General features: G+C 73.2%; 12 protein-coding genes. 1 reads left to right on the top strand and 11 read right to left on the bottom strand.

Annotated features, from left to right (window positions below):
* Nucleotides 1-10: 10 nt before the first annotated feature.
* From R2737_05200 to pyrR, 4 genes are read right to left on the bottom strand one after another with little or no spacing between them, the layout of a single operon-like run.
* A complete protein-coding gene (locus R2737_05200) occupies nt 11-583 on the bottom strand; it encodes a transporter (protein ID MEZ5115650.1) in 573 nt (190 codons plus the stop codon).
* Nucleotides 580-1,878: a dihydroorotase gene (locus R2737_05195; protein ID MEZ5115649.1), complete on the bottom strand. Its 1,299-nt coding sequence runs from the start codon at nt 1,876-1,878 to the stop codon at nt 580-582. Before R2737_05195 ends, R2737_05200 begins: the two co-directional genes overlap by 4 nt.
* Complete coding sequence (locus R2737_05190) at nt 1,875-2,819, bottom strand: aspartate carbamoyltransferase catalytic subunit (GenBank protein ID MEZ5115648.1); 945 nt, start codon at nt 2,817-2,819, stop codon at nt 1,875-1,877. Before R2737_05190 ends, R2737_05195 begins: the two co-directional genes overlap by 4 nt.
* A complete protein-coding gene (gene pyrR / locus R2737_05185; protein MEZ5115647.1) occupies nt 2,816-3,376 on the bottom strand; it encodes a bifunctional pyr operon transcriptional regulator/uracil phosphoribosyltransferase PyrR in 561 nt (186 codons plus the stop codon). The genes R2737_05190 and pyrR overlap by 4 nt, the downstream gene beginning before the upstream one ends.
* Before the next feature lie 195 nt (nt 3,377-3,571).
* On the opposite strand from pyrR, the gene R2737_05180 reads away from it, so the two are divergent.
* Entirely contained in the window at nt 3,572-4,060 is a 489-nt protein-coding gene (locus R2737_05180) for a transcriptional regulator (GenBank protein MEZ5115646.1), read from the top strand.
* A gap of 13 nt (nt 4,061-4,073) precedes the next feature.
* Here the strand turns inward: R2737_05180 and pyk are convergent, their stop codons facing one another.
* The 7 genes from pyk to R2737_05145 form a co-directional block, all read right to left on the bottom strand.
* Nucleotides 4,074-5,513, bottom strand: coding sequence for a pyruvate kinase (pyk, locus tag R2737_05175; protein MEZ5115645.1), 1,440 nt, complete (start codon nt 5,511-5,513; stop codon nt 4,074-4,076).
* 24 nt (nt 5,514-5,537) lie between these two features.
* Nucleotides 5,538-6,992 (bottom strand): glutamate synthase subunit beta, encoded by a 1,455-nt coding sequence (locus R2737_05170; GenBank protein ID MEZ5115644.1) that lies wholly within the window; start codon nt 6,990-6,992, stop codon nt 5,538-5,540.
* Nucleotides 6,985-11,523, bottom strand: a complete 4,539-nt coding sequence (gene gltB, locus R2737_05165; GenBank protein ID MEZ5115643.1) for a glutamate synthase large subunit — start codon at nt 11,521-11,523, stop codon at nt 6,985-6,987. Before gltB ends, R2737_05170 begins: the two co-directional genes overlap by 8 nt.
* A gap of 139 nt (nt 11,524-11,662) precedes the next feature.
* Nucleotides 11,663-12,379 (bottom strand): VIT1/CCC1 transporter family protein, encoded by a 717-nt coding sequence (locus R2737_05160; protein MEZ5115642.1) that lies wholly within the window; start codon nt 12,377-12,379, stop codon nt 11,663-11,665.
* The gene (lgt, locus tag R2737_05155) at nt 12,379-13,302 is read right to left on the bottom strand and encodes a prolipoprotein diacylglyceryl transferase (protein MEZ5115641.1); all 924 of its coding nucleotides are present in this window, start codon (nt 13,300-13,302) and stop codon (nt 12,379-12,381) included. Before lgt ends, R2737_05160 begins: the two co-directional genes overlap by 1 nt.
* Entirely contained in the window at nt 13,299-14,120 is an 822-nt protein-coding gene (locus R2737_05150; GenBank protein ID MEZ5115640.1) for a thioredoxin domain-containing protein, read from the bottom strand. Before R2737_05150 ends, lgt begins: the two co-directional genes overlap by 4 nt.
* Complete coding sequence (locus R2737_05145) at nt 14,117-14,677, bottom strand: DoxX family membrane protein (GenBank protein MEZ5115639.1); 561 nt, start codon at nt 14,675-14,677, stop codon at nt 14,117-14,119. Before R2737_05145 ends, R2737_05150 begins: the two co-directional genes overlap by 4 nt.
* Between the last annotated feature and the right edge of the window lie 14 nt (nt 14,678-14,691).

The following is a 14,691-nucleotide window of genomic DNA, read 5'->3' as shown; positions in this document are numbered from 1 at the left end:
TGTCGCCGGCTCAGGCCGGGTCCGGATGGGGGGTGTCGACCAGGGCCCGGACCGCCGCGACCACGGCGACGTGGTCGTCAGTGCGGTCGGCGCGGAACCCGGTGTCCAGCGTGGTGGGGCCGAGGTCCCAGGTGAGGACCACCAGCCCGCCGCGCTCGTAGACCGCTCCGGCGATGCCGCGGTCCAGCCGCACGCCGCGCAGGTCCGCGGCGGGCACGTACACGTCCGCCGCGCCGTCGCGCTCCAGCACCAGGCCGGCCGTGCCGACGGACAGCCGGGCCCTGCTGCGGACACCGAGCCCGTGCACGACGACCCGGTCCAGCCAGTCGCCGGCGCGGGTCGACGCCAGGTAGACGCCCGGCACCGGGGGCAGCGTGTCGGCGCGGAACCCCTCGGGCGTCGCGGCCGGAGGAGGCACGTCGGACTGGCGGGCCGCGCGGGCCCGCCAGCCGCGGGCCATGCCCCACACCGCCAGGCCGATGAGCGCGAGCACGACCAGGGTCAGGACGACCCGGGCCGGCCAGTTGGTGACGTCGGCCTGCTCGGTGAAGTCCTCCGCCGCGCGGACCCAGCCCTGCGTCACACGAGGCTCCCGCCCAGCACGGTCGGCCGACCGCGCAGGAAGGTGGCCACCACGCGGCCGGGCAGCTCGCGCCCGGCGTACGGGGTGTTGCGGCTCAGCGACGCCAGCTGCGCCGGCTCGACCGTCCGCCGGGCCGCGGGGTCGACCAGCACGAGGTTGGCCGGCTCGCCGGCGGCGATCGGCCGGCCCTGTCCGTCCAGCCGGGCGATCCGCGCCGGCCGCTGCGACATCCGGTCGGCGACGCCGCGCCAGTCCAGCCGCCCGGCGTCGACCATCGACTCGATCACCACGGACAGCGCGGTCTCCAGGCCCAGCATCCCGAAGGCGGCCGCGGCCCACTCGCAGTCCTTGTCCTCCTCCGCGTGCGGCGCGTGGTCGGTGGCGACCGCGTCGATGGTGCCGTCGGCGAGCCCGGCGCGCAGCGCCTCCACGTCGGCGGCCGTGCGCAGCGGCGGGTTGACCTTGTAGATCGGGTCATACGTGGCCACCAGGTCGTCGGTGAGCAGCAGGTGGTGCGGGGTCACCTCCGCGGTGACGTCGACCCCGCGGGCCTTGGCGGACCGCAGCAGCTCGACGGTGCCCGCGGTGGACACGTGGCACACGTGCAGTCGGGAGCCGACGTGCTCGGCGAGCAGCACGTCGCGCGCCACGACCGCCTCCTCGGCCACCGCCGGCCAGCCGCGCAGTCCGAGCACGCCGCTGAGGACACCCTCGTTCATCTGCGCGTCCTCGGTCAGCCGCGGCTCCTGCGCATGCTGCGCCACGACACCGTCGAACGCTTTGACGTACTCCAGCGCGCGACGCATGAGCACCGCGTCGCTGACGCACTTGCCGTCGTCGCTGAAGATGCGCACCCGCGCGGCCGAGTCGGCCATCGCGCCGAGCTCGGCCAGCCGCTGCCCGCCGAGGCCGACGGTGACGGCGCCGACCGGGTGCACGTCGCAACGCCCCGCCTCCTGGCCCAGCCGCCACACCTGCTCCACCACCCCGGCGGTGTCGGCCACGGGGTCGGTGTTGGCCATCGCGTGGACCGCGGTGAACCCGCCCAGGGCCGCCGCCCGGGTGCCGGTCTCCACGGTCTCGGCGTCCTCGCGACCCGGCTCCCTCAGGTGGGTGTGCAGGTCCACGAGGCCGGGCAGGGCCACCAGGCCGCTGCAGTCCAGCGCCTCGGCGCCGTCGCGGGACACCGAGCCGGCCGCGGCCACCTCGGCGATCCGGCCGTCGGCCAGCACCAGGTCGACCGGGTCCTCGCCGTACGGCCGGACCCCGCTCAGGACGTAGGTCGTGGCGCTCATGCCGCCCCCTCCTCGCTGCCGCCGAGCTGCAGGTAGAGCACGGCCATCCGCACGCTCACCCCGTTGGTGACCTGCTCGACGATGACCGACCGGTCGGAGTCGGCCACCGAGGAGGCGATCTCCATGCCGCGGTTCATCGGGCCCGGGTGCATGACCAGCGCGTGGTCGGGCAGCAACGCCTCGCGCCGCCCGTCCAGCCCGTAGCGCCGGCTGTACTCGTGCGCGCTGGGGAAGAACGCGGCGTTCATCCGCTCCCGCTGCACCCGCAGCATCATCACCACGTCCGAGCCCGGCAGTGCGTCGTCGAGGTCGTACGAGACCTCGCACGGCCAGGTGTCCACGCCCACCGGCAGCAGCGTGGGCGGCGACACCAGCGTGACCTGCGCGCCCAGGGTGTGCAGCAGCAGCACGTTCGAGCGGGCCACCCGGCTGTGCAGCACGTCGCCGACGATGGTCACCCGGCGACCGGCCAGGTCACCGGTGCCACCGGACAGGTGCCGGCGCATGGTGAACGCGTCGAGCAGGGCCTGGGTGGGGTGCTCGTGGGTGCCGTCGCCGGCGTTGACGACCGCGCCGCGGATCCAGCCCGAGTGGGCCAGCCGGTGCGGGGCGCCGGACGCGCCGTGGCGGATCACGACCGCGTCGGCGCCCATCGCCTCCAGCGTCAGCGCGGTGTCCTTCAGGCTCTCCCCCTTGGACACGCTGGAGCCCTTGGCGGAGAAGTTGATGACGTCGGCGGACAGCCGCTTCGCCGCCGCCTCGAACGAGATCCGCGTCCGGGTGGAGTCCTCGAAGAACAGGTTGACCACCGTACGGCCGCGCAGCGTCGGCAGCTTCTTGATCGGGCGGTCGGCGACCTGCGCGAGCTCGGCCGCGGTGTCCAGCACCAGCAGCGCGTCGTCGTACGACAGGTCGGCGGCCGACAGCAGGTGGCGCTTCACTCGGTCACCTCCGCGGGTCCCAGGACGACCTCGTCCACCCCGTCGGACTCCTGCAGGCGGACCCGGACGGTCTCCCGCAGCGAGGTGGGCAGGTTCTTGCCGACGTGGTCGGCACGGATCGGCAGCTCGCGGTGGCCCCGGTCGACCAGCACCGCGAGCTGGACCGCCCGCGGCCGGCCGAGGTCGCCGAGAGCGTCGAGGGCGGCGCGGATCGTGCGACCGGAGAACAGCACGTCGTCGACGAGGACGACGACGCGGCCGTCGATGCCGGCGGCGGGGATCTCGGTGCGCTCCAGCGCCCGCGCCGGACGCAGCCGCAGATCGTCGCGGTACATCGTGACGTCGAGGGAGCCGACGGGGACGTCGATGCCCTCGATCTCGCCGATGCGGGCAGCCAGGCGACGGGCGAGCGGGACGCCGCGGGTGGGGATGCCGAGCACCACCAGGTCGGCAGCACCCTTGTTGCGTTCCACGATCTCGTGGGCGATGCGGGTCAGAGCACGGGACACGTCGGCGGCGTCGAGCACCGTCCGAGCCTGCTCCGAGGCGGCAGCCATCACGGGACCTCCTTCCCCGCCTCTCCGGACGGGTCGTTAAAGGATGTCGATGCGGGGGACGCTAGCAGCCCCCATGTCGGGCCGCTGACGGCGCCCCCGGCCGGCCGTGGCGGGTCGAGTTGCGTCGGGGCGGTGACTCTCCGTAGCGTCCGGGTCGAGGGCGCACCCCGCGTCCCCTCCGGGGGGAGGACCACCATGGGCAGCGAGTACGCCAAGGCGCTCGGCGCGCGGCTGCGGGCCATCCGCCAGCAGAAGTCCCTGTCGCTGCACGGCGTGGAGGAGAAGTCGCAGGGCCGCTGGAAGGCCGTCGTCATCGGCTCCTACGAGCGCGGCGACCGGGCGGTCACGGTGCAGAAGCTGGCGGAGCTGGCCGACTTCTACGGGGTCCCGGTCTCGGAGCTGCTGCCCGACGCGGCACCGGCGGCGACGGCGGAGCCGCCGGCCCGGCTGGTGCTCGACCTGGAGCGGCTGGGCCAGGTCCCGGCGGAGAAGGCCGGGCCGCTGGCGCGCTACGCCGCGGCCATCCAGGCCCAGCGCGGCGACTACAACGGCCGGGTGCTGTCCATCCGGCAGGACGACCTGCGGACACTCGCGGTGATCTATGACGAGGCGCCCAGCGCGTTGGCCGAGCAGCTGATCGCCTGGGGGGTCCTCAACCCCGAGGCCCGGCGCGCGGTCGACTGAGGAAGGGCCCGCGCTACACCCCGGAGGACGTCCCGGCTGCCGCCGCCCCCATGAGGTGCACCCGCATCCCGTTGGTGGTGCCGGGGATGCCCGGGGGCACGCCGGCCACGATCACGACCTTCTCCCCGATCGACGCACGGCCGATCTGCAGCAGCGCCGCGTCGACCTGCACCACCATGTCGTCGGTGTGCCGCACGTGCGGGACCAGGAAGGTCTCGGTCCCCCACACCAGCGCCAGCTGGCTGCGCACCCGCGGGTTCGGGGTGAACGCCAGCAGCGGGGTGACGGAGCGCCAGCGGGCGATCAGCCGCGCGGACGACCCGGTCTCGGTGAAGGCGATCAGCTGGGTCGCGCCCACCGCAGCCCCCACGTCGACCGCGGCCCGGGTCATGGCCCGGGCCGTCGAGCCGCGGTGGTCCAGCGGGAGGGCGGGCAGCCGGTCCAGTGCCTCCCCCTCGACCCGCTCGATGATGCGGGCCATGGTCTCGACCACCAGTGTCGGGTGGTCGCCCACGCTGGTCTCCCCGGACAGCATGAGCGCGTCGGCCCCGTCGAGGACCGCGTTGGCCACGTCGCTGGCCTCGGCCCGGGTCGGCCGGTTGGCGGTGATCATCGAGTCCAGCATCTGGGTCGCGACGATGACCGGCTTGCCGGCCAGCCGGCACAGCTGGATCGCGCGCTTCTGCACCAGCGGCACGGCCTCCAGCGGCAGCTCGACCCCGAGGTCGCCGCGGGCCACCATCACCCCGTCGAACGCGGCGACGATCTCGTCGAGGTGGTCGACCGCCTGCGGCTTCTCCACCTTCGCCAGGACGGGGACGCGTACGCCCTCCTCCTCCATGATCCGCAGCACGTCCTGCAGGTCCGCGGCACTGCGGACGAAGGACAGCGCGACCAGGTCCGCGCCGGTGCGCAGCGCCCAGCGCAGGTCGTCCACATCCTTGTCCGACAGGGCGGGGACGCTCACCGCGACACCGGGGAGGTTGAGCCCCTTGTGGTCGGAGACCCGGCCGCCCTCCAGCACCCGGGTGACCACACGCGGGCCGTCCACCCGCAGCACCTGCAGCTCCACCCGCCCGTCGTCGACGAGTACCAGGTCGCCGGGTGCCACGTCGCCGGGCAACCCCTCGTAGGTCGTCGAGCAGCACTCGCCGTCGCCCGCGACGTCCTCGGTGGTGATCACGAACTCCTGGCCCGGCTGCAGCAGCACCGGTCCGTGCAGGAACCGGCCCAGCCGGATCTTGGGTCCCTGCAGGTCGACCAGGATGCCCACGCCGCGGCCGGACTCGTCCGCCGCTCGCCGGATGTGCGCGTACGTCTGGGTGTGCTGCTCGTGCGTGCCGTGGGACAGGTTGAGCCGGGCCACGTCCATGCCGGCATCCACCAGGGCCCGGATCGCCTCCGGGCTCGCGGTCGCCGGACCGAGCGTGCAGACGATCTTCGCGCGTCGCATGGGCAGGACCCTATCCGCGCGGGGTCAGGCCGTCAGGGGCCTCGCGGTCGGGGCGATCGGCGCCGGCAGGTTGGTGCTGCCGGAGAGGAACCGGTCGACCGCGGCGGCGGCCGAGCGCCCCTCGGCGATGGCCCACACGATCAGCGACTGGCCCCTGCCGGCGTCACCGGCCACGAACACCCCGTCCACGTTGGTGCGGTAGTCGACGTCGCGGGCCACGTTGCCGCGGGCGTCCAGCTCCAGCCCGAGCTGCTCGACCAGCGGTCCGCGCTCGGGGCCGGTGAAGCCCATCGCCAGCAGCACGAGGTCCGCGGGGATCTCCCGCTCGGTGCCCTCGACCTCCTCGAACCGGCCGTCCACGAACTCGACCTCGGTGAGGACGAGGGCGGTGACACGGCCGTTGCCGTCGTCGACGAAACGCTTGGTCGAGACGGCGTAGACCCGCTCCCCGCCCTCCTCGTGCGCGCTGCTGACCCGGTAGACCATCGGGTACGTCGGCCACGGCTGCGCCGCGGGCCGGTGGTCCGGCGGCATGGGCATGATCTCCAGCTGCGTGACGGAGGCCGCGCCCTGCCGGTGGGAGGTGCCCAGGCAGTCCGCCCCGGTGTCGCCCCCGCCGAGGATGACCACGTGCTTGCCGGCGGCGCTGATGGGCGGCGCCTCGAGGTCGCCCTCCTGCACCCGGTTGGCCAGCGGCAGGAACTCCATGGCCTGGTGGATGCCGGCCAGCTCACGGCCGGGGACCGGCAGGTCCCGCCACTGCGTGGCACCCATGGCGAGCACGACCGCGTCGTAGCGGCGGACCAGGTCGGCACCGGTCAGGTCGGTGCCGACGTCGACCCCGGCGCGGAACTTCACGCCCTCGGCCTCCATCTGCTCCAGCCGCAGGTCGAGGTGGCGCTTCTCCATCTTGAACTCGGGGATGCCGTAGCGCAGCAGCCCGCCGATGCGGTCGGCCCGCTCGAACACCGCGACGGTGTGCCCGGCCCGGGCCAGCTGCTGCGCGGCCGCGAGACCCGCCGGGCCGGAGCCGACGACGGCGACGGTCCGGCCGGACAGGCGCGACGGGGGCTGGGGGGTCACCCAGCCCTCGTCCCACGCCCGGTCGATGATCGACACCTCGACCTGCTTGATGGTGACGGGATCCTGGTTGATGCCCAGCACGCAGGCGGTCTCGCACGGTGCCGGGCACAGCCGGCCGGTGAACTCGGGGAAGTTGTTGGTCGCGTGCAGCCGCTCGGCCGCCGCCCGCCACTCCCCGCGCCAGACCAGGTCGTTCCACTCCGGGATGAGGTTGCCCAGCGGACAGCCGTTGTGGCAGAACGGGATACCACAGTCCATGCAGCGGCCGGCCTGCGCTGCCAATCGCTCGTCGGGGAACGCCTCGTAGACCTCGCGCCAGTCCCGGATCCGGACGTCGACCGGACGGCGGGTCGGGGTCTCCCGGCCGGTGGTGAGAAAGCCTCGGGGGTCAGCCACGGGACGCCTCCATGATCGCCTCGAGCACGTCGGCACCGGTGGACTCGGCGCGCGCCTTGGCCTCCAGCACCCGCTTGTAGTCGCGCGGCATGACCTTGCCGAACCGGGCCACGGCCGCGGGCCAGTCGGCCAGCAGCGCCTCGGCCAGCACCGAGCCCGTCTCCTCCGCGTGACGTCTGACCAGCTGATGGACCAGTTCCCGGTCCTCCTCGTCGAGGGGGTCGATGTCGACCATGTCGTGGTTGATCCGCGACAGGACCGGGTCGAGCAGGTAGGCGATGCCGCCGGACATGCCGGCGGCGAAGTTACGTCCGGTCGGGCCCAGCACGAGCACCCGGCCGCCGGTCATGTACTCGCAGCCGTGGTCGCCGACGCCCTCCACGACCGCGGTGGCCCCGGAGTTGCGCACGCAGAAGCGCTCCCCCACCAGCCCGCGCAGGAAGATCTCGCCGGCCGTGGCGCCGTAGGCGATGACGTTGCCGGCGATGATGTGCTCCTCCGCCGGGAACGCCGCGGCGCGGTCCGGGAGAACGACGAGCCGGCCGCCGGACAGGCCCTTGCCGAGGTAGTCGTTGGCGTCACCCTCCAGCCGCAGCGTGACGCCGCGCGGCAGGAACGCGCCGAACGACTGTCCTGCGGACCCGACCAGGGTGAGGTCGATCGTGCCGTCGGGCAGGCCGTCGCCCCCGTGCCGGCGGGTGACCTCCGACCCGAGCATCGTCCCGACGGTGCGGTTGACGTTGCGGACGGCCAGCTGCGCGCGCACCGGCTCGCCGCGCTCCAGCGCGTCCGCGCACAGCGCGATCAGCTCGTTGTCCAGCGCCCGGTCCAGGCCGTGGTCCTGAGAGGTGGTGCACCGCAGGTCCCCCTGGATGCGCTCGGGCCGGTGCAGGATCGGCGCCAGGTCCAGGCCGGCCGCCTTCCAGTGCTCGACCGCGTCGGCCACGTCGAGCGCCTCGCTGTGACCGATGGCCTCGTCCAGGCTGCGGAATCCCAGTGCGGCCAGGTGCTCGCGCACCTCCTCGGCGATGAACTCGAAGAAGGTCTCGACGAACTCCGGCTTGCCGGTGAAGCGCTCCCGCAGCACCGGGTTCTGGGTGGCCACGCCCACCGGGCAGGTGTCCAGGTGGCAGACCCGCATCATCACGCAGCCCATGACCACCAGCGGCGCGGTGGCGAAGCCGAACTCCTCGGCCCCGAGCAGGGCCGCGATCACGACGTCGCGACCGGTCTTCAGCTGGCCGTCGGTCTGGATCACCACCCGGTCGCGCAGGCCGTTGAGCAGCAGGGTCTGCTGCGTCTCCGCCAGGCCGAGCTCCCACGGGCCGCCGGCGTGCTTCAGCGACGTGAGCGGGGACGCCCCGGTGCCGCCGTCGTGGCCGGAGATGAGGATCACGTCGGCGTGCGCCTTGGCGACGCCGGCGGCGACCGTGCCCACGCCGACCTCGGACACCAGCTTCACGTGCACGCGGGCCCGCGGGTTGGCGTTCTTCAGGTCGTGGATGAGCTGCGCGAGGTCCTCGATCGAGTAGATGTCGTGGTGCGGCGGCGGGGAGATGAGGCCGACGCCGGGGGTGCTGTGGCGGGTCTTGGCGACCCACGGGTAGACCTTGTGGCCGGGCAGCTGGCCGCCCTCGCCGGGCTTGGCCCCCTGCGCCATCTTGATCTGGATGTCGTCGCTGTTGACCAGGTAGTCGCTGGTGACGCCGAAACGCCCGGACGCGACCTGCTTGATCGCCGATCGCCTCGAGTCGCCGTTGGGCAGCGGCACGAACCGCTCCGGGTCCTCGCCGCCCTCACCGGTGTTGGACTTGCCGCCCAGGCGGTTCATGGCGATCGCGAGCGTCTCGTGTGCCTCCTGGGAGATGGAGCCGTACGACATCGCGCCGGTGGAGAAGCGCCGCACGATCGCCGAGACCGGCTCGACCTCCTCGATCGGCACCGGCTCGCGGTCGCCGGCGAAGCGGAACAGCCCGCGCAGCGTCATCAGCCGGTTCGACTGCTCGTCGACGCGGGAGGTGTACTGCCGGAACACGTCGTAGCGCTTCTCCCGGGTGGAGTGCTGCAGCCGGAACACCGTCTCCGGGTCGAACAGGTGCGGCTCACCCTCGCGGCGCCACTGGTACTCCCCGCCGACCTCGAGGCTGCGGTGCGCGGGCGAGATGCCGCTGGGCGGATAGGCCACCGCGTGCCGACGGGCCACCTCCTCGGCGATGACGTCCAGCCCGACGCCGCCGAGCTTGGAGGTGGTGCCGGTGAAGTAGCGGTCGACGACCTCCTCGGACAGCCCGATCGCCTCGAAGATCTGGGCACCGCGATAGGAGGCGACGGTGGAGACGCCCATCTTGGACATCACCTTCAGCACGCCCTTGCCCAGCGCCTTCACCAGGTTGCGGACGGCCTTCTCGGGCGGGATGCCGGTGATGACCTTGCGGCGCACCAGGTCCTCGACGGACTCCATCGCCAGGTACGGGTTCACCGCGGCCGCGCCGTACCCGATGAGCAGGGCCACGTGGTGGACCTCGCGCACGTCGCCGGACTCCACCAGCAGACCGACCATGGTCCGGGTCTTCTCGCGGACCAGATGGTGGTGCACCGCGGAGCACAGCAGCAGCGACGGGATCGGCGCCCGGTCGGCCGTGCTGTCGCGGTCGGACAGCACGATGAATCGCTTGCCCTGGCGGATCAGCGCGTCGACCTCGTGGAAGATCTCCTGCAGCCGGGCCTCGAGGGCGTCTCCCCCGCCGGCGACGCGGTAGAGCCCCGACACGCGGGCCGCGGCGAACCCGGGCAGGTCGCCGTCGGCGTTGATGTGCAGGATCTTCGCCAGCTCATCGTTGTCGATGACGGGGAACGGCAGCACCACCTGGCGGCAGTGCGCCGGGCTGGCGTCGAGCATGTTGCCCTCGGGGCCGATCACGCTGGACAGCGAGGTGACGATCTCCTCCCGGATGGCGTCCAGCGGCGGGTTGGTCACCTGGGCGAACAGCTGGGTGAAGTAGTCGAAGAGCATCCGCGGCCGCTCGCTCAGCGCGGCGATCGGGGTGTCGGTCCCCATCGACCCGATCGGCTCGATGCCGGCCTTGGCCATCGGCGACAGGATGACCCGCAGCTCCTCCTCGGTGTAGCCGAAGGTCTGCTGCCGGCGGGCCACGCTGGACGCGGTGTGCACGACGTGCTCGCGCTCGGGCAGCTCGTCGAGGTGGATCAGCCCGGCGTGCAGCCACTCCTCGTACGGCGCGGCGGCCGCGAGCTCGGCCTTGATCTCGTCGTCCTCGATGATCCGGCCCTCGACCGTGTCCACGAGGAACATGCGACCCGGCTGCAGCCGGCCCTTGCGCACGACCGTCGCGGGGTCGAGCGGGAGCACGCCGGCCTCCGAGGCCAGCACGACCAGCCCGTCGTCGGTGACCCAGAACCGCCCTGGCCGCAGGCCGTTGCGGTCCAGCACGGCGCCGATGACGCTGCCGTCGGTGAACGACACGTTGGCCGGGCCGTCCCAGGGCTCCATGAACGTGGCGTGGAACTCGTAGAAGGCCCGCCGCTGCGGGTCCATCTCGGTGTGGTTCTCCCACGCCTCGGGGATCATCATGAGCACCGCGTGCGGCAGGCTGCGGCCGCCGAGGTGCAGCAGCTCCAGCACCTCGTCGAAGGAGGCGGAGTCGCTGGCCCCGGGGGTGCAGATCGGGAACAACGAGGTGAGGTCGCCGGGGATGACGTCGGAGGTGAGCATCGCCTCGCGCGCCCGCATCCAGTTGCGGTTGCCCTTCACCGTGTTGATCTCGCCGTTGTGGGCGATCAGCCGGTACGGGTGCGCCAGCGGCCAGGACGGGAACGTGTTGGTGGAGAACCGAGAGTGGACCAGACCCAGGGCCGACGTGACCCGCTCGTCGGTGAGGTCCGGGTAGAACGGGGCGAGCTGCGTGGTGGTCAGCATCCCCTTGTAGACCAGCGTGCGGCTGGACAGCGAGGCGAAGTAGACCTCGGCCTCGTGCTCGGCGCGGCGGCGCAGCCGGTAGGCCAGTCGCTCCAGGCCCAGGCCGAGGACGCGGCCCTGGGCGGCCTGCACGAACAGCTGACGGAACCGCGGCATCGTCGAGCGCGCGGTGCGCCCCACCAGGGACGGGTCGGTGGGCACGTCGCGCCACCCGAGGACGCGCAGGTCCTCCTCCGCCGCGATCCGCTCGATCTGCTCGCGGACCTTCCGCTCGCCCTCGTCGTCGTCGGGCAGGAAGGCGGTCCCGACGGCGTACTCCCCCGGCGACGGCAACGGGAACGGCGCGACCGCGCGGAAGAACGCGTCCGGGACCTGGATCAGGATCCCCGCCCCGTCGCCGGAGTCCGGCTCGGCCCCCGAGGCACCGCGGTGGTCGAGGTTGAGCAGCGCCGTGAGGGAGTGGGCGACGATCTCGTGGCTGGGGACGCCGGTGAGGGTGGCGACGAAGGCGACGCCGCAGGCGTCGTGCTCGTACGCGGGGTCGTAGAGGCCCTGGGCGCCCGGGAGGTCGGGGTTCGGCAGGTGGGTCCGCATGAGGGGCTCTCCCGTCGTCGTCACCGTCAGTGCCGGCGCGGGGGCGCGCCGGGGTCCGAGCGCGAGGCGCGCGGAGGGGGGACGCAGGGGACGACGTTGGCCCGGCTGCGGGAGTCAGCGTAGCCGACCGGGCGCGCGCTCAGGACAGCCCGGTGCCCACCAGGGTGCCCACGACCCAGGTCACGCCGGCGGCCAGCGCCCCGACCACGAGCAGCCGCAGCCCGGAGTACCACCAGGGCCGCGCGGTCACCCGCGCGACCAGCGCCCCGGCCCCGAACAGCCCCAGCAGCGAGAGCACCAGCGACGGGAGCACCGACGTGACCCCGACCAGGTAGGGCAGCACCGGCAGCAGCGCCCCGAGGGCGAACGCGACGAACGAGGAGCCGGCCGCCACCCAGGGGTTGGGCAGGTCGTCCAGCGTGAGCCCCAGCTCCTCCCGGGCGTGCACCTCCAGCGCCTTCTCCGGGTCACGGGTCAGCTGCCGGGCGAACTCCTCGGCGAACTCCCGGTCCAGCCCCCGGGACACCCACAGGTCGGCCAGTTCGGCCATCTCGGCCTCCGGCCGGCGGGCCAGCTCGCGTCGCTCCAGGTCGATCTCGGCCCGGGCCAGCTCGGCCTGGCTGGCCACCGACACGTACTCCCCCGCGGCCATCGAGAAGGCCCCGGCTGCCAGACCCGCCAGTCCGGCGATCACGACGGCGGTGGTCCCGGTGGCCCCGGCCGCCGACGCGCCGCCGGCGACTCCGACGATGAGGCCGAGGTTGGAGACCAGTCCGTCGCTGACGCCGAACACGGCCGGACGCAGCCAGCCGCCGGTGACGTCGCGGTGGGAGTGGTGGACCTCGGCGCCACCCATCAGCGGTCCCCCGCCTCCGGCGCGGAGTCCGCCTCCGCAGAGCCCGCCTCGGCAGAGTCCTCGTCGGCAGAGTCCTCGTCGGCGGAGTCCTCGTCGGCGGCAGCCTCGAGGCGCGGGTCGTGCACGACCTCGCGGCCGGGTCGTAGCCGGGCGCTGACCACGAAGTAGGCGACCGCGCCGAGGCCGACCAGGATCGACGTCCACACGTTCAGCCGCAGCCCGAGCACCGTGTTGGCGGTGTCGATCCGCAGCGCCTCGATCCACACCCGGCCCAGGCAGTACAGCGCCACGTACAGGGCGAAGACGCGGCCGTGGCCGAGCCGGAAGCGCCGGTCGGCCCAGATCAGCACGAGGAACACGCCGACGTTCCACAGCGACTCGTACAGGAACGTCGGGTGGAACGTCTCGAACGCCTCGTAGCCGGCCGGCCGGTTGGCCAGCTCGATCTGCAGGCCCCAGGGCAGGTCGGTGGGGGCTCCGAACAGCTCCTGGTTGAACCAGTTGCCCCACCGGCCGATGGCCTGCGCCAGCACGATGCCCGGGGCGATCGCGTCGGCCACCGGCGGAAGCGGGACGCCGATGCGGCGGGCGCCGATCCAGGCGCCGACCCCGCCGAAGGCGATGGCCCCCCAGATGCCCAGGCCGCCGTCCCAGATCCGCAGCGTCGCCAGCAGACCGCGACCGCCCTCGCCGAAGTACAGCTGGTGGTCGGAGATGACGTGGTAGAGCCGGCCGCCGATGATCCCGAACGGCACCGCCCAGATCGCGATGTCGGCGATGGTGCCGGGCGCCCCACCGCGCGCGACCCAGCGCCGTCCACCCACCCAGACGGCGACGACGATCCCGAGGACGATCAGCAGCGCGTACGCCCGGACCGGGACCGGTCCCAGCTGCCAGACCCCCTGGGAGGGGCTGGGGATCACTGCTGCGCGGCCTCGGTGATGGCCTTCTCCAGCTCGGCCGGGTCCAGCAGCGTCGCCGTCGGCAGCTCGGTCCCGTTGAGGATCGCGTTCGGCGTGCCGGGGATGTTCGACGAGTAGAAGACGTCGGTGCTGTTGACCGCCCAGCCGACGTAGGTGCGGTCGGTGTAGCACTTCTCGAACGCGGTGTAGGCCTCGCCCTCGAGCCCGGAGTCCTTGCCGAACTGCAGCAGCTGCTCGTCGGTCCAGCCGTCGCCCTCGGTCGTCGGCTGGTTGGCGAACACCGTGTTGTGGTACTCCCGGGTGACGCCACCGTCGATCGCGCAGCCCCAGGCCGCGGCGGCGCGCTTGGAGGCATCGTTGTTGAGGTTGTTGTCCAGGAACGTCGTCGGGCGCCAGACCAGTTGCACCTTGCCGTCCTCGGCGAGCTTCTCGATGCTCGCGCCCGCCTCGCGCTCCAGCTGGCCGCAGGCCGGGCACTGGAAGTCCTCCCACAGCTCCAGCACGGGGGCCGTGGCGGGCGCCGTGCCGTAGGGGACGCCGTACGGCGCGACTTCGGAGGCTCCGTCCAGGACGCCCTTGGGCAGCGGCGCCGACGGGTCCGGCGTCGCCGAGGACGAGGCGTCCCCGCCGCCGGAGTCGCTGCTGCCCCGGGTGGCGACCACGGCGACGCCGATGATGCCGCCCACCACCAGCAGCACGGCGATGCTGCCGACGATGCGGACCATCCGCTCGCGGCGCTTCTCCTCGGCCAGGGCCTGCGCGCGCGCCGCGGCGGCCTTCTCGCGCGCCGTCTTCTTCGACTCGCGGGGTGCGTTCATCGTGCTCTGGCTCCTGACTCGTGGTCGTCGTGCTCGTCGTCCGTGCCGTGGTCGGAGGGATCACCGTACGTGGTCCCGCGGGGTGCGGCCTCCAGGGCCAGCCGGGTGCGCGGCCAGGCCACCAGCCAGGCCGCCATCCCGGCGAACAGCAGGTCGCGCAGGATCTCCGAGGTGTAGCGCCAGGCCTTGCCCTCGTCGGTGATGTCGCCGCCGGACCCGAAGCACCCGCAGTCGATGTTGTAGCCGCGGGCCCACACGCTGGCGATCCCGGCCACGAAGGCCACCATGAGGACGAACGTCGCGGCGGCCGCCCACCGCACGAACAGCCCCACCAGCAGGAGCAGCCCGAGCAGCACCTCGGCGACCGGCAGCGCCCAGCCGAGGAGGGTGGGCCAGTCGCCGGGGAAGATCCGGTAGGCCACGATCGCGTCCCGCGCGCCACCGGGCTCGAACAGCTTGACGGTGCCGGCGTACAGCAGGATCGCCGCGAGGACGGCCCGGAACACCGTGCCCACCCACGGGTTGCCGAGCAGGCGGCGGCCCGTGGTCGTCGTCACGCCGGGTGGACGAC

Source organism: Candidatus Nanopelagicales bacterium (genome assembly GCA_041393815.1).
Taxonomy (GTDB): Bacteria; Actinomycetota; Actinomycetes; order S36-B12; family JAWKJK01; genus JAWKJK01.
Note: the sequence above shows the minus strand (reverse complement) of the source record. Positions and strands in the feature narration are given on the sequence as shown.

Excerpts from the sequence above, each read along its gene's own strand:
- R2737_05195 (MEZ5115649.1), bottom strand. The coding sequence starts at position 1,878 with ATGAGCGCCACGACCTACGTCCTGAGCGGGGTCCGGCCGTACGGCGAG.
- pyrR (MEZ5115647.1), bottom strand. The coding sequence starts at position 3,376 with ATGGCTGCCGCCTCGGAGCAGGCTCGGACGGTGCTCGACGCCGCCGAC.
- R2737_05180 (MEZ5115646.1), top strand. The coding sequence starts at position 3,572 with ATGGGCAGCGAGTACGCCAAGGCGCTCGGCGCGCGGCTGCGGGCCATC.
- pyk (MEZ5115645.1), bottom strand. The coding sequence starts at position 5,513 with ATGCGACGCGCGAAGATCGTCTGCACGCTCGGTCCGGCGACCGCGAGC.
- gltB (MEZ5115643.1), bottom strand. The coding sequence starts at position 11,523 with ATGCGGACCCACCTGCCGAACCCCGACCTCCCGGGCGCCCAGGGCCTC.
- R2737_05160 (MEZ5115642.1), bottom strand. The coding sequence starts at position 12,379 with ATGGGTGGCGCCGAGGTCCACCACTCCCACCGCGACGTCACCGGCGGC.
- R2737_05150 (MEZ5115640.1), bottom strand. The coding sequence starts at position 14,120 with ATGAACGCACCCCGCGAGTCGAAGAAGACGGCGCGCGAGAAGGCCGCC.